Raw genomic sequence first — 23,233 nt, forward strand, 5'->3', positions numbered from 1 at the left:
GCACAAGCTGTTCACTGATTTCACACCAGCAGACCTGGAATTCATGAAAGAGTTCCGGGCGGGTGAAATCACCCTGCGTGCAGGTGAGGCATTGTTCCACGAAGGCGATGATCATCCATTCCTCTACACTGCCAGAGAGGGGCAAGGCGCAAGGTTCAAGCACTTGGCCAATGGCGAGCGCCAATTGGTCAATTTCATCTTTCCCGGCGATGTCGTGGGCCTTCAAGCCATTGTATCAGGGACCGCAGCAGCAACCGCGATTGCCGCCAGCCCCATGGTGCTGTGCCGATTCAACAAACGCGATCTGGCCAGTCTGTTTCGTGACAACCCCGATCGCGCCTATGCCCTGACATGGATTGCCGCGATGGAGGAACATTTCCTTGGCGAAACCATCGCCACACTGGGCCAGCGCAGCGCCGCGCAGCGTATGGCATGGGCCTTGCTGAAAATACACAAGCGCCTCGCGGCGGTGGGCCTCGCGCCGCAGGGCGTTGCGTATTTTCCGTTCAAACAACGCGATCTGGCCGACGCTCTGGGCCTGTCGCTGGTTCATACCAACAAGACCCTCGCCAAGCTGCGGCCCTATGTCTGCTGGGACAATGACAGTCTGTCGATCCACGAGGTCAAGGCGCTTGCACAAATCGCCCTTACCGATCTTGAGGCACCGCAACCTCGTCCGCTTCTGTGACGATCAAATGTGGAAGGCGTCTGGCCCTGCGGCCAGACGTCACTACCACTCAACCGTTGATGCAGACCTGTGCGATCACTTACATACAGGCCTCGAACAGCGCCCGCGTGTAGTCGCGGGTCATCTCTACCGGGTTGCCGCCGCAGGACGGATCAAGCAGCGCCATTTCCGTCAACTCATCCAGCTTCGCGGCCTCAACCCCCATCGCGGTCAGGTTTTCAGGGATGGACAGGGACGCGCGTAAGGCCATGATATGCGCGAAAAATCCATCGAATCCGCCCTCTATCCCCAGATAAGCCGCAGCGCGGATGATCCGGTCCTCAATCGCAGGACGGTTGAACTCCAGCACTTTGGGCATCACAACGGCGTTGGTGGTGCCGTGATGGGTGTTATAGACCGCCCCGATCGGGTGGCTCAGGCTGTGAATCGCGCCCAGCCCCTTCTGAAACGCCACCGCCCCCATTGCGGCGGCCGCCATCATCTGCGCGCGCGCCTCCAGATCATCCGGTGTGGCATAGGCCCGCGGCAGGTTTTCCAGTACAAGCCGCATACCTTCCAGCGCGATCCCGTGGCTCATCGGGTGGTAATGCGGGCTGCAATAGGCTTCCAGACAATGGGCCAGCGCATCCATCCCGGTGCCTGCAGTGATGAAGGCAGGCATGCCGACTGTCAGTTCCGGGTCGCAAATGGTGACTTCGGGCATCAGTTTCGGGTGAAAGATGATTTTCTTGCGATGCGTAGTGCTGTCGGTCAACACACCCGCGCGCCCGACCTCGGACCCGGTGCCCGCTGTGGTCGGAACTGCGATAATCGGCGCAATCGTGTCTGGGTTGGCGCGCGTCCACCAATCGCCCACATCCTCCAGCTCCCAGACACTGACAGGCTGGTCCACCATCAGCGCAATCATCTTGCCAAGGTCAAGCGCCGACCCACCGCCAAAAGCGACCACCCCGTCATGGTTGCCCGCGCGATAGATCTCCAGCCCGGCCAGCATATTCGCCTCAGTCGGGTTGGGGTCCACTTCGCTGAACATGGCCCGGCCAAGGCCAGCCGCATCCAGAATATCCAGCGCCTGTGCCGCAATCGGAAGGCTGGCCAGCGCGCGATCGGTAACCAGCAGGGGCCGCGCCATGCCCACCGCCTTGCACTGCGCGGCCAGTTCCGAAATCCGCCCTGCGCCAAACTTGATCGTCGTTGGATAACTCCAGTTTGCACTCGGTCCCATAAGTCACGCCTTTTTAAGATGATAGGATTTGACGCGCGTCAGCGCATGATAGCCAAGGGATGACAGCGCCGCACCGCGCCCGGTATCCTTGCACCCGGTCCAGCACAGCGCCGGGTCAAGATAGTCGCAGCGGTTCATCAAGACAGTCCCGGTCTGCAACTGCCCACCGATGTGACGCGCCGCCTGTGCATCTGCTGTCCAGATCGAGGCTGTCAGCCCGTAATCACAGTCATTCATCAACGCGATGGCCTCTGCATCATCCCTGACCGGCATGATCCCCACCACCGGGCCAAAGCTTTCTTCGCGCATCACGGCCATGTCATGGGTCACATCGACCAGAATTTGTGGCGCCAGATAGGCCCCGCCATCATCGGCCGGGAATTCGGCCACATCAATCAGCGCCCTTGCGCCTGCGGCCACAGCATCCGCGATCTGCCCGCGCACGATCGCGGCAAAGCGTGCATGCGCCATTGGCCCCATCGTCGTATCATGTTCCAACGGGTTGCCCAAGCGCTGCCCGCGCACCCAGGCCACAGCCTTGTCGACAAAGGCATCATACAGGCTTTCATGCACATAGATCCGCTCAATCCCGCAACAGCACTGGCCTGAATTGAACATCGCCCCATCCATCAGCCCGTCAACAGCCGCATCCAGATCAGCGTCACTGCGCACATAGCCCGGGTCTTTGCCGCCCAATTCCAACCCGGTCCCGGTGAATGTGCCCGCCGCCGCGCGTTCAATCGCACGCCCACCGCCCACCGATCCGGTGAAATTCACAAAATCAAAGCACCGCTCAGCGATCAGCGTTTCGGTGGTTGTGTGGTCAAGAACCACATTCTGAAACACATCCTCTGGCACACCGGCCTTGTAAAACGCCTGCGCCAGCCGTTCCCCCGCCAGCAGCGTCTGGCTGGCATGTTTCAACACCACCGCATTTCCGGCAATCAACGCAGGCACAACAGTATTCACCGCCGTCAGGAACGGGTAGTTCCAGGGGGCAATCACAAACACCACACCCTGCGGCTCGCGCGCCAGCAGGCGGGTGAATTGCGCACTCTCCTCAATCACCTCATCCGCCAGAACATCTGCCGCGATCCCGGCCATATAGGCCGCGCGTTCGCGCACCCCGCCAAATTCGCCCCCATAGCGCACCGGGCGGCCCATCTGCCAGGCCAGTTCCGGCACAATCTCCGGGGCCATTGCCTCAAGCGCGTCTATCCCGGCCATGACCGTCGCAACCCGCTCTTCCAGCGGCCTTGCAGACCATGCGCTCTGCGCGGCACGCGCGCGGGCCACCGCGTCGCGCGCAGCGGCAATCGGCAAGGCATCGCGCTCAGCATAGACCGACCCGTCAACGGGTGAAATCAATCTGATGGTCGTCATCATCTCTCCTGCTCAATCAGGCATTTTCTTGCCAAAAATACTCCGGGGGGAATTGGCCGCAGGCCAAGGAGGGCAGCGCCCCCTACCCCCGCTCCAACAACCGCTTGCGTTCCCAATCGGTCACTACGCGGTCATGTTCCTCAATCTCCCAGCGTGCCGCGCGGGTATAGTGATCCACCACATCATCACCAAAGGCCGCGCGCAACATCACCGAGCCCTCCAGCAGATCCGCCGCATGCCGCAAGGTCTTCGGAATTTCGCGCGCCTGTGCATTCTGATAGCTGTCCCCGCGCATTTCTGCCTCCAGTTCCATCGCGCCCTCAAGACCTGCAAGCCCCGCTGCCAGCAGACCCGCGCAGGCCAGATACGGGTTCAGATCCGCGCCCCCAATCCGGCATTCAACACGCACCGCCTTTGTCCCATCGCCGCAAACCCGGAACCCCGCGGTCCGGTTATCCAGCGACCAGACCGCCTTGGTCGGCGCAAACATTCCCACGCAAAAGCGTTTGTAGCTGTTCACATAAGGGGCCAGCAGCGCCGTAATCTCGCCCGCATGGGCCAGTTGCCCGGCCATATACTGCCGCATCACTGCCGACATGCCATATTCCGCGCCCTTGTCCAGAAATGCGGGCTGGCCATCCAGCGTCCAGAGCGATTGATGCACATGGCTGGACGACCCCGCCCGCCGGTGGTCATATTTCGCCATGAAGGTGACCGACTTGCCCAGACCATGCGCGATTTCCTTGGTCGCCTGTTTGGTAATGACATGGAAATCCGCCGTCTTCAGCATCTCGTCATAACGGATATTGATCTCCGCCTGCCCGGCTTCAGCCTCGCCCTTGGAATTCTCGACCGGGATGCCCGCACCATAAAGCCCATTGCGCAAGACCCGCATCAACGGCTCCTCTTTCGAGGTCTGGAACAGATGATAATCCTCATTGTAACCTGAAATCGGCGTCAAATGATCCGTCCCGCCATCGCGCAGCGCCTCATAGCTCTGCTCGAAGATGAAAAACTCCAACTCCGTCGCAGCCATCGCCGCATAGCCCATCTCGCGTGCACGCGCGACCTGACGCTTCAATATCGCGCGCGGTGAAACCGCAATTTCTTCATGCGTGTGATGATCCAGCAGGTCACACAACACCAGCGCTGTGCCCGGCAGCCATGGCACAGGTCGCAAGGTCGCCAGATCAGGCTTCATGACGTAATCGCCATAGCCCTTCGCCCAGGACGTAGAGGCGTAGCCCTCAACCGTCAGCATCTCCATATCTGTCGCCAGAAGATAGTTGCAGCAATGCGTTTCCTGATACCCTGAATCCAGAAAATGCGCCGCATGAAAGCGCTTGCCCATCAAGCGGCCCTGCATATCAGGCGCGGCAACCAGAACCGTGTCAATCTCGCGCGCGTCAAACGCCGCGCGCAACTCTTGCAGTGTCATCATGGCCGCTCTCTCGCCCTTCTTCCTCATTCATCCTTGCAGAAATATCCTCGGGGGGGTCCGGGGGGGCAGACAGCCCCCCCGGCCTTTCCTCAAGAATAACGATAGGGCCGTCCGGCCTTGTCCATCGCCGCATTGTAGTTGCGGAAAATTTCCACAACCTTCGCCTTGGTTTCCGATTCCGCCGCAATCTCTTCCCAGAAATCGCGGGCAGCCGCTTCAACGCCCGCCCATTCGGCATCCGGGATCGAGGTCAGTTCCAGCTTGTCGCCTTCCGTGCGCAGACGTGCCTCGCCGGCCCAATACCAGTGCTGACGGTAGTAATGCGACTGCTCGAAACAGGTGGCCATCAGGTTTTGCAGATGTTCGGGCAACTCGTTCCAGCGGTCCATATTGGCAAAGAAATGCCCGATCCAGGCGCCAGAGATGTTGTTGGTCAGGAAGTGGCTACAGATATCGGCCCAACCCACCTCATAGGCTTCGGTGATCCCGCACCATGCGACCCCGTCAATCTCGCGCGTTTGCAGCGCAATCTCGACATCTTCCCAAGGCACGGTTACCGGCACGACACCGAATTGCGACAGGAAACGCCCTGCTGTCGGAAAGGTGAATACCCGTTTGCCTTCCAATTCAGCCAGCGAGGTGATGGGCGAGGAGGTGATGAAATGGCACGGGTCCCAGGACCCGGCAGAGATGTGCTTGACGCCAACCTTCTCGTATTCCTCGGCCCAGATCTCGTTCAGGCCCCAGTCATGAAACAGCGCGGGCACATCCAGCGAATAGCGGCTGGCAAAGGGGAAGTAGCCGCCGAATACCGTGACTTCCGTGGGCGATGCCATGGAATCGTCATCCGATTGCACCGCGTCAATCGTGCCGCGCTGCATGGCCTGAAACAGCTCTTCCGTGGGCACAAGCTGGTCGGCATAGAACAGGTCGATCTGCATCTCGTCGCCTGCAATGGCGTTGAACATGTCGATGGCCGGTTTGGCCACCTGCGCGCCAAGGGCCGCACCTGCATAGGTCTGCAACCGCCAGCGGATCGGCGATTGCGCCTTGACGGCGGGGGCGGCAAGGGCGGCGGCACCACCAAGGGCACCCGTGGTCAGAAACTTCCGTCTTGTCGTGGTCATGGTCTTTTCCTTCCGGTTGGGGTTGAATTGGGGCGCGTTTGCCGCGCCTTCTGTAGATTTCAGGGAAACAGAACCCCCGGCAGCCAGAGTGCGATCTGCGGGAAGGCCATCACAAGGCCCAGCCCCACGATCATCACACCGACAAAGGGGATGATAGAGCGGTAGATATCGCCCAAAGTGACCTCGTTCGGGGCCATTGCGCGCATCAGAAACAGATTATAGCCGAAGGGGGGCGTCATATAGGCGATCTGACAGGTGATCGTGTACAGCACGCCATACCAGATCAGGTCAAATTCCAGCATCCGCACGATCGGCACATACAGGGGGGCCACGATCACCAGCATCGCTGTGTCATCCAGAAACATACCCATCAGGATAAAGGAAATCTGCATCAGGATCAGGATCTCCCAGCGGCCAAGGCCCAGATTTTCCATGAACAGCGCGCGCACGAAATCAACTGCGCGCAGACCGTCGAACACTGCGCCGAATGCCAGGGCGGCGAGGATGATCCACAGGAACATGCAAGAGATGGCCAGCGTCTTGCGGGTGCAGGTTTCCAGCACAGCCCAGCTCATCCGTCCTTTGGCAACGCTGACGGCCAGCGCGGCCACCGCCCCCACGACAGAGCTTTCCACCAGACGTGTATAGCCCAGCACGAAAGGCACCATCATCACCGCGAAGATGCCCAGCGGCATAAGCCCTGCCAGCAGCAACCGGTACTTCTCTGACCGTGTGACCTGCGCCAGTTCATCCGGGTCGATTACGGGGCCAAGGGCCGGGTTCATCCGGCAGCGCAGCCAAATATAGATTATGAAAAGCGTCGCCAGCAAAAGCCCCGGCAGCAGCCCTGCGGCCCACAGATGGCTGACCGGTTGGCGTGCGATCATGGCATAGAGCACCAGAACCACCGAAGGTGGCACCAGAATCCCAAGGCTGGACCCGGCCTGAATGACACCCGTCACCATCAGCTTGTTATAGTTGCGCTTCAGCAGTTCCGGCAGCGCAATCGTCGCGCCGATTGCCATGCCTGCCACAGACAGGCCATTCATGGCTGAAATCAGCACCATCAACAGAATTGTGCCAATCGCCAGCCCCCCCGGCACCGGGCCGAACCAGACATGGAACATGCGATACAGATCATCCGCCAACCTGCTTTCCGACAGCACATAGCCCATGAAAATGAACATTGGCAGCGTCATCAGCGGGAACCAGTTCATCAGCTTGATGGTCTGGGCAAAAGCCAGATCATGCCCGCCCCTGTCGCCCCATAGCCCGATGGCAGCGACCACCGCGACGAAACCAATGACCCCGAACATGCGCTGGCCGGTCAGCATGACCATCAGCATGGACCCAAACATCAGCGCAGCGATCATTTCATAGGACATCAGGCAGCGCGCTCCTCAATCTTGATCCCGCGCAGCTTGGCGATGTCACGGATCAGAAAAGCCGTGCATTGCAGGATCATCAGCACAATGCCGATACACATCACGATCTTGATCGGGGCCATATAGGGCCGCCACATCCCACGCCGACGTTCGCCATATTCCAGCGCGTATTGCGTGCTTTCAATCCCGCCCCACAGCAGAACACCCAGATAGATCAGCAGTGTGAAAATGGTTATCGCATCGACGGCGGCCTTGGTGCGGTCCGACCATCGCGAATACAGCAGGTCCATGCGCACCGCAGATCCCATCTGCAACGCATAGGCCCCGCCCAGCATGAAATAGCCAAGCAGCAGGAATTGCGCCATCTCGTCGGTCCAGATTTGCGGGGTGAAACCTGCGCGCGCAATCGCGCCCCAGCCCAGCACGGCCATCAGCACGAACAAGCTCCACATCGCCAGCCGACCGACGCGGTAATTCAGCGCCTCGACAAACCGAAGATAGGCGATCACAGCGCGGGGCATTCCACCTCCGTCACACGGTCAATCGCGTGGGCCAGAACAGTCGCGAGGCGCGCGGCCAGTGCCTCTTGCAACTCTGGCGTGGCGATCAGGTCATTGCGCAATTCCAGCATGGCGTTGTCCAGACCATAGGGCAGCGCATGAAGGCGCAAGGTATGGGTAACGTGATCGGCCGCGGAATAGGGCGCGTTCAATTCGGTCACCAATCCCAGCCCCCCGGCTTGCAAGACAATCTGTTCGGCCAGCGCTGGCAGATCGTCATGAATAACCCCGAATTCCACCTTACGCGGCACGCCATGCCAGATGGGCGCAAAGGAATGGATCGTCAGGATTACAGGCCGCCGCCCCAGCGCCAGCGCCCGTGCGATCCGGGCACGGACAAGGCCATGAAAGGGCAGGTAAAGGCGTTCAAGCCGCTCCAGGCGTTCAGTCGTGGAAAGGCCCTCGTTCAATGCGATGTGATGAATTTCGGACTGTGTCGGACAGGCATCAGGCCGGTCCGGGCTGCGATTCAGGTCATAGATCAGGCGCGACAGCGGGGCGTGGATCAACTCCACCGCCGCGCAGGCACGCGCCAGATGCGGACCAAGCGCCAGCGCAAGCCCCAGCGCGCCGGGATCGCTGGCCGCATGAGAAGCCAGCAAATCCGCGCCCGCATTCATCCACGGGTCCACGACACGGTTTGACGCATGTTCACAAACCAGAATGACAGCGGGCGGCGCATCAGGCTGGACCGCAGCGCCAGATTCATCCCAGCCAAGCAAGCTGCCCGCCCAATCTGCCACTGCACCTTGCGGAGTCATCCGTTACATCCCTGACCGCTGCCAAACGCGCAAAGCTGCGCACACGTCACAGGCTGCACTGGTTAAGGTTTTTGTGTCAAGTATATTTCTTTTCTTTCTTTTTTGAAAATTTTATTACAGAATGAAAAGTCTATTTTGCAGGCAATCGCGGTGCAGGGCGTCATGACACAGTTTCAGACATTGGAAGACAAGTTGCGCGCGGCCATGTCCGGCATGACGCGTGCAGAACGCCAACTTGCCAGCCATATGCTGGGTAATTTCCCGCTTTCCGTGCTGGGGTCAGTCTCTGAAATTGCACAGGATGCTGGCGTATCGGCGCCGACTGTGGTGCGACTGGTGCGGAAACTGGGGTTCTCTGGCTACCCTGAATTCCGAATGCAATTGCATGAAGAAATGGGCGAACGTCTTGCCTCTCCCATCGCAAAGCACGAAAAATGGGCAGACAACTCGCAGCCTGACCACCCGTTGAACCGTTTTGCAACAAGCGTGATCGACAACCTGAACCAAACCCTCAGCCAACAGGATCTGCGGGTATTTGACACGGTTGCAGGCATTCTGGCCGACAAGTCGCGCCCGGTGCATCTGATGGGCGGACGGTTAACGCGCTCGGTCGCGGAGTATTTCACAACTGCGCTTCATGTCATGCGCAGCGATGTGACGCTGTTGCCCAGCCTTCCCAACACATGGCCCCCGGCCCTGCTGGAAATGTCCGAACGTGATGTTCTGGTGATATGTGACATCCGGCGCTATGAACCGTCGATCATGCAATTTGCCGAACTCGCCCACGCACAGGGCGTCGAAATTGTCTTGCTGACAGACCGCTGGATCTCGCCCAGCGCAGGTGTCGCACAGCATATCCTGACCAGCCATGTCGAAGTCCCTTCTGCCTGGGACACAATCGTTCCGATGGTTGCACTGGTGGAGGCGCTTCTTTCAGCTATACAGGAACGCAACTGGCAGGAAACCCGCGAAAGACTGGCCAGGATGGAGCGGTTTTATGAAGATATGCTGCTATTCAAACGGATGCGGTGAAATCCAGGCGCATACCTGACCTACCCCCCGGCACCCGTAGTAAAAGCCCCATTCGCGTCGCCATTCGCGTCTAGTCGCGCCAGTCAGACGCAGGTCGCGCGATTGTCTCTGCTGCCCGCCCCCCCTCTAATCACAGCAAAACAGGAGGGGCACTGATGCTGCAAACCGAAAACAGATTGAGCGCGGAAAACTCTGTCGAAGTGCTGGATCCCGTCTGGATCCAGATGCGCGATGGTGCCCGGCTTGCAGCGCGTATCTGGATGCCTGAATCCGCGCGGCTTTCACCTGCACCCGTGGTGCTTGAATATCTTCCCTATCGCAGGCGCGATGGAACCCTACCCAGGGACGAGCTGACCCATGCATGGCTGGCGCGCCACGGATATGTCGGTGTTCGCGTCGATATTCGCGGCAATGGCGATTCTGACGGCCATATGAGCGACGAATATTCCGAAGCGGAACTGGATGACGGCGTGCAGGTCATTGAATGGCTGGCGGCACAAGACTGGTGCAACGGGTCCGTCGGCATGATCGGAATCAGCTGGGGGGGCTTCAACGGGTTGCAACTGGCGCAACTGGCCCCGCCCGCGCTGAAGGCTGCGGTGACGATCTGCTTCACTGATGACCGCTACGCCGATGACATCCACTATATGGGCGGCTGCCTGCTGACGGAAAACAAGGGCTGGTCATCACAGATGTTCGCCTATTCCTCGCGTCCGCCTGACCCGGAAATCGTGGGCGAGGCATGGCGCGACATCTGGCTGGACCGGCTGCGGAACCAGCCCCTGCACATCGAGACATGGCTGGCCCACCAGCGCCGCGATGCTTATTGGAAGCGTGCCTCTGTCTGTGAAGATTACGGGGCGGTCAAGGCGGCCATCCTTGCTGTTGGGGGCTGGGCGGATGCCTATTCCAACGCAGTGCCGCGCACCATTGCGGGGCTGTCATCGCCTGTGGCGGGCCTGAATGGCCCTTGGGCGCATAAATACCCCAATGTTGCATGGCCCGAACCCTCGATCGGCTTTCTGGCAGAGGTCAAGGCCTGGTTCGACCACTGGCTGAAAGGCGAAGGCGAAGCGCCAGATATGTCCTACCGGATGTATGTCATCGAATCGGAGTCACCCGCGCGCCGGATGCTGGCCCGCAAGGGCCGCTGGATATCCGAGCCAAGCTGGCCCTCCCCCCGTATTGGGCGCGAGGCTTTGCACCTTTCGGAAAGTGGCCTAGGGGCAGAGCCGGGCAAAGCCCCCCTTGTCGTATCCAACCCGCAAACTGTGGGGCTGGCGGGGCAGCGCTTTTGCCCCGGAATGCGCAGTCTGGATGAACTGGCGGACGACCAGCGTGCAGATGATGCGCTGTGCCTGACATTGGACACAGCCCCATTGGAGGCGGGCAAAGACATTGTCGGTGCTGCACGGTTGCGCCTGCGGCTGACACCCGATCAGTCCAGCGGCTTTGTCGTCGCCCGGCTATGCGACTTGCGCCCCGATGGAAGTGTTGCCTTCATCACAATGGGGGTTTTGAACCTGACCCACCAAGACGGGCATGAAACCGTTTCCCCAATGACACCGGGCACACCGATGAACGTGGAATTCGCGTTCAATGACATTGCCTACCATCTGCCTGCCGGTCACTGCCTGCGACTGTCACTGTCAACCGCCTATTGGCCCATGCTGTGGCCCTCTGCGGCGCCGCTATCGCTTCAGCTTGATCCAGCAGGCTGCGCGCTTGACCTGCCGATCCGGCCAGAGATTGCGGAGGATGCGCCTGTATTTACCCCCCCAGAGCAGACACGCGAGGGGGCCTCTACCCTGTTGCGGCCAGAGGGGTTCACCCGGCACGAAGAACGCCTGCACGATGGCACGCAACGCCTGACCCTGACCACCGATGGCGGGCTGACGCGCCATGACAGCACAGGTCTGGAATCCGGCAAGGTTATTACCGAGACATGGGATATCCGCGCGGATGACCCGCTCTCTGCGCGCCACGAAACACATTGGAGCTACACAATCGGCCGTGGTGCGTGGCAGACGCGCACAGAGACGCGCACGGAAATGACATGTGACGCGACGCGATTTCATATCGTTGCGCAGTTGCGCGCATATGAAGGCGAGGACTGTCTGATCCAGCGCGATTGGGAGTTCTCGGTCCCGCGCGACGGGGTTTAGCGCGCCTATTTTTCCCAGGGGCAACGTCGCGCTGGAAAACTGACGCGAACAGGCGCGATATTTCTTGCCTGTTCGCGCCAGTCAGATAGAACTGCCCCATGCAGGAGAATATCGCGCGCAACCTCAAGCTGCTGTGCAGCTATGCCCCTTCAATCGCCGATGTATGCCGAAACCTTGGCATCAACAGGCAGCAATTCACCAAATATCTAAGCGGCACCTCCCGCCCCTCGGCGCGGAATATTCGACGCATCTGCGACTATTTCGGGGTCGAGGAAGAGGAACTGCTCTTACCACCTGGTCGCTTTGCCGAACTCGTCTCGCTGCGCCCGCGCGCACGGCACCTTTTGCGTGCGCTTGGCCCTGCCGCGACCCATATCGACCGCATGATTGCCGGATCAGCAGACAGCCTGAAACCCTATTGCGGTTACTACTTTTACTATTACTACACCCCCAGCCGCCCCGGCATGATACGACGCTCCATCCTGCGGATATCAGAATACAAAGGCGTTTATTATACGCGCTTGTCAGAGCGGATACAGCCAGAAGAAAGCCCCTTGGGCAGGTCGCATTTCATTCGTTATATCGGCGTTGCATTCATGCTGGGAGGCCGTATCTTCATTACCGACCACAACTCTAACGCATTGCGGTCGCTGTCACAGACAATCCTGTTTCCCGCAGCCGCCGAGGTGCCCGAATACTTGACCGGCATGACGCTTGGGGTTCAGGGCCGCAGCGCCAGAAGCCCCTTTGCCGCGCAGGTGTTCCTCGAATATCTGGGCAAGACGACCAATCTGCGCCGAGATATGAAGCAGACAGGCATATTTCCTGCCCAAAGCCCCGATTTACCCCGGAATGTCGCGCGCATGCTGGCAGTCGGCGGTGAAGGGCAACATATGCTCAAAGCGCTGGAGTTGCCAGCCTGACGCGATGTGACGCAGTTAATGCGTCAGAAATATATAGTTTTTCCAAGATGCGCAGTTGCGTGGATGCAAACATGCCCTGCAACATGATGCGGCAATGAACAGAGAACTTCGCGCAACCCGACGCGTCGTTCCATCACCGGGAGAGGCCACCATGAACGACCTGAAAACCACCTCGATCTTTCCAAGCCTGACGCGCCGACAGCTTTTCGCAGGCACCGCCGCCCTGAGTGCTGCGACCATGTTCCCGATTGCCGCCTGGGCAGATGGCAGCCGGTTGAATGTTCGTGCCTATCTGGAACCCGACGATTATGATCCGCTGGACGCATCCGGCTTTCTGGAAGAACTGCTATACGGTTGTATCTATCGCAAGTTGATCCAGTATGTCCCGGGCGAGGAATGGGACTGGCAGCTTGATCTGGCCGAAACCATCGAGCAGACCAGCCCCACCACAATCGCCTTCACCTTGAAAGAGGGGCAGATGTGGTCCGACGGGTTTGGCGAGATCACCGCCGAAGACGTGAAATTCTCGATGGACCGCCATATGGTCGAGGAAAACAATTCGCGGATCAAACCCGACCTTGGCACATTCACCCATGTCGAGGTGACAGGCCGTCTGTCCGGCATTATCCATATGGAGCGCCCATTTGCGCCGATCTGGACAATCGCACTGCCCTATCTGGCGGGCACCGTGATCTGCAAGGAAGCGGTCGAAGCCGCAGGCGGCAAGATCACAACCGCCATCCCGCCCGCTGTGTCTGGCCCCTACCGCGTGGTCGAACACCGTCTGGGCGAACGCTGGGTGCTGGAACGCAACCCCGACTTTTCGGGCGAGGCCGCTGATTTCGAACGTGTTGACCTGATCGTGGTCGTGGATGATTCCGCCGCTGAAATCGCAAAGGAAGCAGGGGATGTCGATTTTACATCCATCGGGGCGGGGTCCGTGCAGCGATTGCGCGACAATCCGCCCGCAGATGCGACAATGACCCTGCATCCGGCCTTGTTCTATCATTGGGTCGGGCTGAATGTGCAGAACCCGAAATTTGAAGATATCCGTGTCCGACAGGCCATCATGCACGCAATCGACGTGCCCTCAATCATGCAGGCGGCATTTTTCGATGTGGCGGAACCATCCACAGGCATTATCGCACCGGGCCTGATCGGGCATCGCCCAGAGGGGCTGATTCCGCCTCAGGCAGATTTTGCGCGCGCCCGCGAATTGCTGGACGAGGCAGGCATCGACCGTCTGGAAATCAATATAGACGTGCTGAACAACGTCACTCACACCACCGCGGCACAGGTCATGCAGGCGATGATGGCGCAGGCAGGAATTGATCTGAACATCAATGTTCACGAATCCGGATCTTTCTGGAGTCTTGGCGTCGCCTCTGACGGGGACCGCTGGAAAGATCTGGAACTGACCATCAAGCGCTTCTCGATGACGCCGGACCCGTATTATGCGACCGCATGGTTCGTATCCGACCAGATCGGCGACTGGAACTGGGAGCAATTCTCGAACGAGGAATTCGACAGGCTGCATGATGAAGCCTTGTCCGAAACAGACCCTGAGAGGCGCGATGAAATGTATCGCCGGATGCAGGACCTGATGGAAGAATCGGGCGGCTATCGCTTCCTGACACATGGTGTTACGGCAAACCTGTTTGCCGACAGCATTGCACCGGCCACCCGCCCCGATGGCCAACCCCTGGTGCAATTCTTCCGTCGCGCCTGAGTGCTTGATCATATGCCCGCCGCGACGTGGCGGGCATGTTCTGTTTTGAAAGGGCAACAGAATGCTGCAATACGCTTTTCAGCGTGTGCTGCTGGCGCTGGCCATAGTCTTTGTGGCCATATCGGCACTGTTCACGATCATGATCACGCTTCCGGGCGACCCGACGACAGTTTTGCTGGGACCAAGGGCCACACCGGAACTGCGCGCGGAGTTTCGCGCGAATATGGGGCTGGATGATCCGGTTCTGGTGCAGATCGTGAATTTCTGGGGGCGCATTCTTAGCGGCGATATGGGGATGGATTACAACCGCAATCGCCCTGTTGCCGAAGCTGTATTCAGCGCCCTGCCGCATACGATGGCGCTGGTCTTTGGCGCGATCTTCTGGTCGGCCACGCTGGGCATTCTGCTGGGGGCATTTTCGGCCGATAACCGCAACAGTTGGCTGGACCGTGTGACCGGTGTGCTCTCCGTGGGCTTTATCGCCGCGCCATCTTTTGTCGTGGCGCTATACTCGCTGCTTTTATTCAGCGTCACCTTGCGATGGTTCCCCACCATCGGCGCCGGAGAGCCGGGCGATCTGGCAAGCAGGCTGTATCATCTGGCACTGCCATCCTTCGCCATCGGCCTTGCCTGGGTGGGTTATGTGGCGCGGATCGTGCGCGCCTCGATGCTGGAAACCTTGGGCGAAAATTATATCCGCACAGCACGCGCATTCGGTCTGACACGCCGCAAGGTGATCTATAATTACGCGCTGCGCGTTGCCATCCTGCCTGCGGTTCAGGTGCTGGGTGTCGGCATTGGGGGCATGTTATCCAGTGCCGTTTTCGCTGAAATCGTCTTTTCGCGCCCCGGGATCGGTTCGCTGATTTATGACAGCGTCTCGGGGCGCAATTACCCGGTCGTCATGGGGTCCATGCTGGTCGCCATCGGCTTTTTTGTGACCTGCGCGCTGATCGCGGATCTGGTAAATGCCGCCCTTGACCCGCGCCAGAGGGTGAAATGATGGACCGGTTGAAGCATTCCCTCATTGGCCGTTTGCTGGCCGATCCGATGGCGGTTTTCGCAATGGCCATCATTGTCGGGCTGGTGATTGTTGCGGTCTTTGCCGATGTCATCTCGCCGCATGATCACACGGCGATGAACCTTGCCGACCGTTTCGCGCCGCCCTCAAGCACCTATTGGCTGGGAACGGATAATCTGGGGCGCGATACATTCTCACGGCTGGCACAGGGCAGCCGCATTGCCCTGTATGTGGCACTTGTCGCGGTCAGCATATCTGGCCTGATCGGGCTGACGCTTGGCATGATCGCAGGGTTTGGCCCGCGCTGGCTGGACAATGTGCTGCTGTTTGTGTTCGACACTTTGCGCGCCTATCCCACCATCATTCTGGCGCTGGCGCTGGCAGCGCTTCTGCCGCGCGGGTTGAGCACGGTGATCATCGTGGTCGTCATCACATCCTTTTCCGAATATGGGCGCGTGGTGCGCACGCAGACCCTGTCTTTGAAGAATGCCGAATTCATTCTGGCCGAACGCGCGATGGGGGCCTCGGCTGCGCGGATTGTATTTCATCATGTCCTGCCGAATGTTCTGGGGCCATTCTTCATCCTTGCGGCGATGAATCTGCCGGTTGTCATCACCATCGAGGCGGGCATGAGCTTTCTGGGCATCGGCGTTCCGCCCGGCACGCCAAGCTGGGGCGCCACGCTGAAGGACGGGTTTGACTATATCCGCAATACGCCCTGGATCATCATTGCGGGTGGTTTGCCGCTGATCCTTGTCACCCTCGGCTTCACCTTTCTGGGCGAGGCGCTGCGCGACCAGCTAGACCCGAAACTGAGGAAATCGCGATGACCGAGACACTGACCGTAGACGGGCTGACGGTGCATTACGCCACACGCGAAGGTGCGTTGCAGGCACTTCGGGATGTGGACCTTAATGTTCCGGCAGGCCAGATTGTCGGGATTGTCGGGGAATCCGGTTGTGGCAAATCCACCCTGATCAACGCGCTTTTGCAACTGATGTCAGAGAATGCGCGCATTGCAGCAGGCTCGGTAACGCTGGAAGGGGAAGAGCTGGTCGGCGCCCCATCGCGGCGTCTGCGCGATATGCGCGGGCGCGATATTTCGGTGGTGTTTCAGGACCCGATGACCTCGCTCAACCCGGTGCTGACGATCGGGCGGCAGATGCACGATATCCAGTATCGTGAAAAGATAAGCCGTGCAGAGAAAACGCGCCGTGCTGCGGATATGCTGGGGCGCGTGGGGCTGCCAGACCCCGTGGCCAAGCTTGACGCCTATCCGCACGAGTTATCCGGCGGCCAGCGCCAGCGCGTGGCCATTGCAATGGCCGTTCTGATGCGCCCCAAGCTGCTGATCGCTGATGAACCGACCACCGCGCTGGATGCCACGCTTGAGGTCCAGATTATTGACTTGCTGAAAGAGTTGCAGCGCGAAATCGGCTGCGCGATCCTGTTCATCTCGCACCATCTGGGGGTGATTGCGGAACTGTGCGACCGCGTGGTGGTCATGTATGCGGGCGAAGCGGTCGAGGAAGGCCCGGTTGCTGATGTGTTCAACACCCCCAGCCACCCTTACACGGCCAAACTGATCGAATGCGACCCGGGCCGGATGAAAACCAAGGCCGCGCTCCTGCCTGCGATCCCCGGTGACCTGCCCGATCTGACGGCCCCGCCGACAGGGTGCATCTTTCGCGACCGGTGTGACAAGGCCGCAGAGATCTGCCGCACAAGCCCCACCCCGTCGGCAGTAACCGGCGCACATTGGGCGCGGTGCCATTTTGCAGGTGGGGGTCGCCAATGACGCAGCCAATTCTGAAACTGCGCGATGTGGTGGTCGAGTTTCCTGCCTTGCGGGGGTTAAAGGCACTGATGGCCCCGCGCGATGCGCGCCATGTGCAAGCGTTAAACGGGATCTCGCTTGAGGTGATGCGCGGTGAAACACTGGCGATTGTGGGCGAATCCGGTTCTGGCAAGACCACATTGGCCCGCGCGATCAATGGGCTGCTGCCACTGGCTGGCGGCGAGATCTGGTTCAAGGACATTGCCTTGCACCAGCGCCCCGACTGGCACGATATTCGCAGGCAGATGGCGATGATGTTCCAAGACCCTGTCGGATCACTCAGCCCGCGCAAGACAGTGCGCGATCTGGTGCTGGAACCCTTCGCCATTCACGGCCGGAAAGCGGGTAACCCGACTGAAACAGCCGCGCGCCTGCTGGAAGATGCGGGCCTGAATGCCGATTTCCTGAACCGCTACCCGCATCAGCTTTCCGGTGGGCAAGCGCGGCGTGTCGGCGTAGCCCGCGCGCTCGCGCTGAACCCGGCGGTGGTGCTGGCAGATGAGCCGACAGCGGGGCTGGATGTCTCGGTTCAGGGCGAGATTTTGAACCTGCTGAATGCCATCAAGGCAGAGCATGGCCTGACCACTGTCATCATCACCCATAACCTGAACATTCTGCGCCATATCGCAGACCGGATTGCGGTCATGTATCTGGGCCGCATTGTCGAGATCGGGCCGGTTACGCAGATCATGGAAGCGCCGCGCCACCCCTATACAGCGGCGCTGATGTCGGCCAACCCCGAACCCGACCCGACCACGCGGCGCGAACGCATTATCCTGTCGGGCGAAACCCCTGCCCTGACGTCGCGCCCGACTGGATGCGAGTTTCACCCGCGCTGCCCGGTTGCGCGCGACGATTGCAGCGCGCGGGTTCCTGAACTGACCCAATCAGGGCCGCGCGCAGTGTCCTGCCACTATCCAATAAGCGAGAATACATGAGTTACGGCATCTATATCGGGCGCAACCATAGCGCAGATGGTCACGCATGGCTGGCCGGTTATGGCGATGAACCCTCCAGCCATTGGCTGGAAATCGCCCCGCGCGAAACTCATGCGCCCGGATCACAGATCGAGGTCGGCGTCTCGCCCAGCGCGGACCTGCCGGGACAGCGCAGCACGATTCCGCAAGTGGCGCAGACCTTCCGCCATTTACGCGTCAGCTACAGCTATTATCTGGGTGTGCCTGCACCGATCACCAATGGCGGGCTGAATGAACATGGTGTGGCGGTGCGCGATATCTGGTCAACCTCGCGCAAAGAATTGATCGAGATGACGCCGCCTGACCAGCGCGGCCCGAATTACTCGGACCTTGCGCGGCTGGTTCTGGAACGCGCGCGCACAGCGCGCGAAGGCGTCGATCTGATTGCAGCCCTGATCGCGGAACATGGCTATTCCTGCTATGGCGGCAATTCCCATATCATTGCCGACCCGGATGAGGCATGGGTCGTGATCGAATTTTCTGGTGCGCAAAAGCTGTGGGTGGCCGAAAGGCTGGGGCCGGACAGCATCCGCGCCAGCAGACCGGGCTATATCAGAACCATTCCTGACAAGCCTGACGATGATTTTCTGTTTCCTGAGCACTTCATCAGCTTTGCGATTGATCAGGGCTGGTACGATCCCGCGCAGGGGCCATTTGATGTCAATGCCATCTATGGCGATGGCAAGGGCCGCTGGGATGGCGTTGCCTGGATCGAGGAAGAGATGCGCCAGCGTGCATCCCGCCCCGAAAAGATCGGGGTGCATGATGTGGTTTTCGCCATCGCCACGGAGCGGCTGACGGGGGACACCGCTGGCTATGGGCAGGTCGTGCCGCTGGTGCACCCCAGCCATGATGCCTTGCGGGTCATGTGGCACGCGCCGGTCGGGCCAGTAACCGCGCCACTGGTGCCAGTCTTCATGGGCATGACTGAAATCCCGCTGGAATATGGTATCCACCGTTACCTGACCACAGGCGAAAGCGCGCGCTTTCTGGACGAACGCCATTCAGAGCGCGATGGCGACACTGTCAGCCATGTCGCGCAAGGGGCGGAAGTCACCCATTCGGCCTTTGCCGTGCAGAAGCGACTGATGCATCTGGCCTTTCAGATGCAAGACCCGTTGCTGCATGAAATTCATGCCCATTGGCGGCGGTTGGAGGTCGGACTGGAAGCGGAATTGCCCGAAGTGCTGCGCAGCGCGGAAATCCTGCTTGAACAAGGTGAAGACCATCTTGCACGGCGCCTGCTGACCGTGCAATCCAGCCTCTGGCTGCAAAACGCCCTGCAAGACGCCATGTGTCTGGCCGATGCGGCGGAAATGCGGGTGCGCAATTGCGGCGCACTTAACCTGAGCTTGCACCCCATGAAGCCCGATCAGGTCTGGTAACCTGCACCCCGCAGACCCACCCCGGCAGGGTGGGTCACGCTTTTGCATCCTCAAGGATCATGCCCGCCGCCTTCTCTGCGATCATGACTGTGGGCGAATTGGTATTGCCGCTGGTGATGGTCGGCATGATCGAGGCATCGGCAATGCGCAAACGCCCCAAGGCACGAAAGCGAAGCCGCGTATCCACGACCGAGGCGTCATCTGCCCCCATACGACACGTACCCACCGGGTGAAAGATGGTTGTGCCAATATCGCCCGCTGCCCTGACCAACTCATCCCGTGTCGCGAATGCGGGTCCGGGTGCGTATTCTTCAGGGCTGAAGCGGGCAAAGGCGGGCTGCGCCGCAATCTTGCGTGTCAGTTCGATGGAACGCGCGGCGACATCCCTGTCCCCCTCGGTCGACAGGTAATTCGGCCGGATCGCGGGCTGCGCGCGATAGTCCGGGGATGTCACATGCACGCTGCCCCGGCTTTCGGGGCGCAGGTTGCACACGCTGGCGGTTATCGCGGGAAACGGGTGGACCGGGTCACCAAACTTGTCCAGGCTGACCGGCTGGACATGGTATTCCAGATCAGCTGTCGCCTTGTCCGGGCCGGATCGGGTGAAAATCCCCAACTGGCTGGGTGCCATCGACATCGGGCCGGACTGATTGACCAGATATTCCAGCCCGATCATGGCTTTGCCCCACAGGGTCGAGGCTTTCTCGTTCAATGTCGGCACGCCCTTGACCTTGTAGATCAGTCGCAACTGCAAGTGATCTTGCAGGTTCTCCCCAACTCCCGGCACCTCGACGCGTGGCGCGATTCCTGCATTCTGCAAGACATCGCCGCGTCCAATACCGGATAATTCAAGAACATGCGGAGAGCCGATTGCACCGGCGCACAGGATGGTTTCCCGAAGCGCCCGAGCCTGTACAGGCTTTTGGTCCTGATCGAAAACAACGCCTGCGACTTCGCCCCCCTCAATGATGAGCGAGCGAACCTGAGCATGAGTCAGAATCTTCAGATTCGGACGCTTCAGTGCGGGTTTCAAAAATGCCCTTGCAGTGTTCCACCGGATGCCACGGCGCTGGTTGACCTCGAAATATCCGCTGCCTTCATTATCGCCGCGATTGAAATCATCGGTCAGGGGGATACCGGCCTGAGCCGCCGCATCGCGAAAGGCGTCCAGCACCTTCCATTTGATCCGCGCCCGTTCGACCCGCCATTCACCACCAAAGCCGTGCAGGTCATCCCCGCCAAGGTGGTGGTCTTCCTGTGCCTTGAACAAGGGCAGCACGTCATCCCAGCCCCAGCCGGTGCACCCCATCTGGCGCCAGCCATCATAATCCGCGGCCTGCCCGCGCATGTAGATCATGCCATTGATGCTGGAACAGCCCCCCAGCACGCGCCCGCGTGGATAGCCCAGGCTGCGGCCGTTCAACCCGTCTTCGGCATCGGTCCTGAAACACCAGTCCGTGCGCGGGTTTCCGATACATTTCAGATAGCCCACCGGAATCTTGATCCAATGGTAGTTGTCACGCCCGCCCGCCTCCAGCAGCAAGACACGGTTGCGCGGGTCCGCCGATAGGCGATTTGCCAGCACACATCCGGCGCTGCCCGCACCGATGATGATATAATCAAACTCTTCCATCTCTCTCCCCCAGAGCTTCCCTAGCCGAGCGCTCAGGTCTTCGCACGCAATAGGCTAACGGACCTGTGTTGCCACCACCCGTTTCCATTGCCGCACCACAACACGGATTACAATGGCCAGACCAAAAGCAGCAAGGGAACACTGACCGCCACCACCAGCACTTCAAGCGGCAGCCCCAGCTTCCAGTAATCACCAAAGCCAAACCCACCGGGCCCAAGGATAAGCGTGTTGTTCTGATGGCCAATCGGCGTCAGAAAGGCACAGGATGCGCCAATCGCGACAGCCATAAGGAAACTGTCCGGGTTCACACCCAGGGCGCTGGCGATCCCAAGCGCGATGGGGCATAGCACGGCCGCGGTCGCGGCATTGTTCATCACATCAGACAGAAACATCGTCGTCACAAGAACGACCACCAGCGCCACCACTGCGTTGCCCTGTGCGATGGTTTCCACCATGAACCGCGCTAAAAGCCCCGCCGCCCCTGTGGCTTGCATCGCACCGGCCACCGGAATCAGCGCTGCCAGCAACACGATCACCGACCAGTCAATCGACGTATAGACCTGCCGTGGCGGTACTGTGCGCAACAGCATCGAGGCAATCACCCCAAGCGTAAAGGCCGCCGCTGCGGGCAACAGACCCGCTGTCACAATAGCCACAGCGCCAAGCATGATGGCCCCCGCGATAATCGCCATACGCGCATCGGGGATGCGCAACTCACGTTCGCCCAGCGGCACACAGCCAGTGTCATGGATGAAATCGGCCATGACTTCGGCAGGGCCTTGCATCAGCAGCAGATCACCGGATTTAAGCGTTAATGTGCGCAATCTCGCTCGCGGCGGGTGCCCCTCTCTGGACACGGCCAGCAGGTTCAGCCCGTAGCGCGTGCGCAAGCGCAGATCACTGGCAGAGCGCCCGACAATGGTTGTGCCGGGAAGGATGGCCAGTTCGCGCAAGACAATATCCTGATCCCGGTTTGCATTATCGTCCTTGTCTTCGGTGGCCGGTTTCGATTTTGACTTGCTGCTTGCAGCTTTCGATTTCTGATCCTGCTCTTTCTCGTCCTCATGCGAGGACCCCTGCTCTTCAAGCTTTATGCCAAAAACAGACAATGCCTCGGCCAGTCCTTCGACATCGGCTTCCATCACCAAAATATCATCCGCATGGATACGCCGCCCCCCATGCGGCGCGGTCATGCGGACTTCGTTGCGGACAAGCCCGACAACCTGCGATTCCGAATCGTGAATTTCGCGCTCGAAAGCGCGCAAGGTCAGCCCCACCGCTTTGCTTTTTGCCGGAACACGGACTTCGGTCAGGTAGGTTCCTGTATCAAACCCCTCTGCACTGACCGATTTGCGCGCGGGCACCAGACGCCAGCCAACCAGTGCCACGAACACGACGCCCGCGATGGCAACTGCCGCGCCAACGGGTGCGAAATCGAACATCCCGAAATGCCCAAAACCCGCCTCTTCACGAAACCCGGAAACGATCAGGTTCGGTGGCGTGCCGATCAAGGTCGTCATCCCGCCAAGAATCGTTCCAAAAGCCAGCGGCATAAGTACTTGGCCGGGTGTCAGGTTCAGACGCCGCGAAAGCTGCACGGCCACCGGCATAAGCAGCGCCATTGCACCCACATTATTCATGAATCCCGACAGAAGCGCACCAAGCCCCATCAGCGCGGCAATGCTGGTCAATTGCCCGGCTTCGCGTGGCAGCACGCTTCGCGCCAACCAATCCACCGCACCTGTGTTCTGCAAGCCCTGACTAAGCACCAGCACACAGGCCACTGTAATGACTGCCGGATGCCCGAATCCCTCAAAAGCGCTGGCCGCCGGGACCAGCCCCGCGACGACACAGCCCATCAACGCCATCAACGCAACCACATCGTGCCGCAACCGCCCCCAGAGGAACAAACCCATCGTCGCGGCGAGGATGGCGAAAATCAAAAGCTGGTCTGGCGTCAT

Annotated in this window: 19 protein-coding genes; 10 read left to right on the forward strand and 9 right to left on the reverse strand. The window is 59.9% G+C overall.

Translation table 11 applies throughout. The features are described 5' to 3' along the window. The first annotated feature begins 43 nt into the window (after positions 1 to 43). Positions 44 to 688 (forward strand): Crp/Fnr family transcriptional regulator, encoded by a 645-nt coding sequence (locus EV660_RS13625; RefSeq protein WP_084634568.1) that lies wholly within the window; start codon positions 44 to 46, stop codon positions 686 to 688. Between the two features lie 79 nt (positions 689 to 767). Here the strand turns inward: EV660_RS13625 and EV660_RS13630 are convergent, their stop codons facing one another. The 7 genes from EV660_RS13630 to EV660_RS13660 all read right to left on the reverse strand — a co-directional run bounded on the left by EV660_RS13630 (position 768) and on the right by EV660_RS13660 (position 8,570). Continuing rightward, positions 768 to 1,913, reverse strand: a complete 1,146-nt coding sequence (locus tag EV660_RS13630; RefSeq protein ID WP_071478935.1) for an iron-containing alcohol dehydrogenase — start codon at positions 1,911 to 1,913, stop codon at positions 768 to 770. Between the two features lie 3 nt (positions 1,914 to 1,916). After that, positions 1,917 to 3,299 carry an aldehyde dehydrogenase family protein gene (locus EV660_RS13635; RefSeq protein WP_100319106.1) on the reverse strand — a complete coding sequence of 461 codons (1,383 nt, stop codon included), beginning with the start codon at positions 3,297 to 3,299 and terminating at the stop codon, positions 1,917 to 1,919. Positions 3,300 to 3,378: 79 nt separating this feature from the next. Beyond that, the gene (locus EV660_RS13640; protein ID WP_071478934.1) at positions 3,379 to 4,737 is read right to left on the reverse strand and encodes a glutamine synthetase family protein; all 1,359 of its coding nucleotides are present in this window, start codon (positions 4,735 to 4,737) and stop codon (positions 3,379 to 3,381) included. Positions 4,738 to 4,826: 89 nt separating this feature from the next. Next, positions 4,827 to 5,864 (reverse strand): TRAP transporter substrate-binding protein, encoded by a 1,038-nt coding sequence (locus tag EV660_RS13645; RefSeq protein WP_071478933.1) that lies wholly within the window; start codon positions 5,862 to 5,864, stop codon positions 4,827 to 4,829. 59 nt (positions 5,865 to 5,923) lie between these two features. Continuing rightward, complete coding sequence (locus EV660_RS13650) at positions 5,924 to 7,249, reverse strand: TRAP transporter large permease (protein ID WP_071478932.1); 1,326 nt, start codon at positions 7,247 to 7,249, stop codon at positions 5,924 to 5,926. Beyond that, the gene (locus EV660_RS13655) at positions 7,249 to 7,770 is read right to left on the reverse strand and encodes a TRAP transporter small permease subunit (RefSeq protein WP_071478931.1); all 522 of its coding nucleotides are present in this window, start codon (positions 7,768 to 7,770) and stop codon (positions 7,249 to 7,251) included. Before EV660_RS13655 ends, EV660_RS13650 begins: the two co-directional genes overlap by 1 nt. Beyond that, complete coding sequence (locus EV660_RS13660; RefSeq protein WP_071478930.1) at positions 7,755 to 8,570, reverse strand: N-formylglutamate amidohydrolase; 816 nt, start codon at positions 8,568 to 8,570, stop codon at positions 7,755 to 7,757. Before EV660_RS13660 ends, EV660_RS13655 begins: the two co-directional genes overlap by 16 nt. A 162-nt stretch (positions 8,571 to 8,732) precedes the next feature. Here EV660_RS13660 and EV660_RS13665 point away from each other — a divergent pair, with 162 nt between their 5' ends. The 9 genes from EV660_RS13665 (at position 8,733) to EV660_RS13705 (ending at position 19,639) form a co-directional block, all read left to right on the forward strand. After that, complete coding sequence (locus EV660_RS13665) at positions 8,733 to 9,602, forward strand: MurR/RpiR family transcriptional regulator (RefSeq protein ID WP_071479075.1); 870 nt, start codon at positions 8,733 to 8,735, stop codon at positions 9,600 to 9,602. Between the two features lie 155 nt (positions 9,603 to 9,757). After that, complete coding sequence (locus EV660_RS13670) at positions 9,758 to 11,767, forward strand: CocE/NonD family hydrolase (RefSeq protein WP_071478929.1); 2,010 nt, start codon at positions 9,758 to 9,760, stop codon at positions 11,765 to 11,767. A gap of 98 nt (positions 11,768 to 11,865) precedes the next feature. Continuing rightward, positions 11,866 to 12,690, forward strand: coding sequence for a helix-turn-helix domain-containing protein (locus EV660_RS13675; RefSeq protein ID WP_071478928.1), 825 nt, complete (start codon positions 11,866 to 11,868; stop codon positions 12,688 to 12,690). 151 nt (positions 12,691 to 12,841) lie between these two features. Beyond that, positions 12,842 to 14,419 carry an ABC transporter substrate-binding protein gene (locus EV660_RS13680; protein ID WP_071478927.1) on the forward strand — a complete coding sequence of 526 codons (1,578 nt, stop codon included), beginning with the start codon at positions 12,842 to 12,844 and terminating at the stop codon, positions 14,417 to 14,419. Between the two features lie 61 nt (positions 14,420 to 14,480). Further along, positions 14,481 to 15,422 (forward strand): ABC transporter permease, encoded by a 942-nt coding sequence (locus tag EV660_RS13685; protein WP_071478926.1) that lies wholly within the window; start codon positions 14,481 to 14,483, stop codon positions 15,420 to 15,422. Continuing rightward, positions 15,419 to 16,270 (forward strand): ABC transporter permease, encoded by an 852-nt coding sequence (locus EV660_RS13690; RefSeq protein ID WP_100319104.1) that lies wholly within the window; start codon positions 15,419 to 15,421, stop codon positions 16,268 to 16,270. Before EV660_RS13685 ends, EV660_RS13690 begins: the two co-directional genes overlap by 4 nt. Continuing rightward, entirely contained in the window at positions 16,267 to 17,238 is a 972-nt protein-coding gene (locus EV660_RS13695) for an ABC transporter ATP-binding protein (protein ID WP_071478924.1), read from the forward strand. Before EV660_RS13690 ends, EV660_RS13695 begins: the two co-directional genes overlap by 4 nt. After that, the gene (locus EV660_RS13700) at positions 17,235 to 18,215 is read left to right on the forward strand and encodes an oligopeptide/dipeptide ABC transporter ATP-binding protein (protein ID WP_071478923.1); all 981 of its coding nucleotides are present in this window, start codon (positions 17,235 to 17,237) and stop codon (positions 18,213 to 18,215) included. The genes EV660_RS13695 and EV660_RS13700 overlap by 4 nt, the downstream gene beginning before the upstream one ends. Beyond that, positions 18,212 to 19,639, forward strand: coding sequence for a C69 family dipeptidase (locus EV660_RS13705; protein ID WP_071478922.1), 1,428 nt, complete (start codon positions 18,212 to 18,214; stop codon positions 19,637 to 19,639). The genes EV660_RS13700 and EV660_RS13705 overlap by 4 nt, the downstream gene beginning before the upstream one ends. A 34-nt stretch (positions 19,640 to 19,673) precedes the next feature. On the opposite strand, the gene EV660_RS13710 is transcribed toward EV660_RS13705, so the two are convergent. Together EV660_RS13710 and EV660_RS13715 are read right to left on the reverse strand one after the other, a co-directional pair. Beyond that, on the reverse strand, positions 19,674 to 21,272 hold the full coding sequence (locus tag EV660_RS13710; RefSeq protein WP_071478921.1) for a GMC family oxidoreductase: 1,599 nt from the start codon (positions 21,270 to 21,272) through the stop codon (positions 19,674 to 19,676). Between the two features lie 107 nt (positions 21,273 to 21,379). Beyond that, positions 21,380 to 23,233 (reverse strand): SLC13 family permease, encoded by a 1,854-nt coding sequence (locus EV660_RS13715; RefSeq protein WP_071478920.1) that lies wholly within the window; start codon positions 23,231 to 23,233, stop codon positions 21,380 to 21,382.

This window comes from Roseinatronobacter bogoriensis DSM 18756 (assembly GCF_004366635.1).
GTDB classification, from domain to species: Bacteria; Pseudomonadota; Alphaproteobacteria; order Rhodobacterales; family Rhodobacteraceae; genus Roseinatronobacter; species Roseinatronobacter bogoriensis.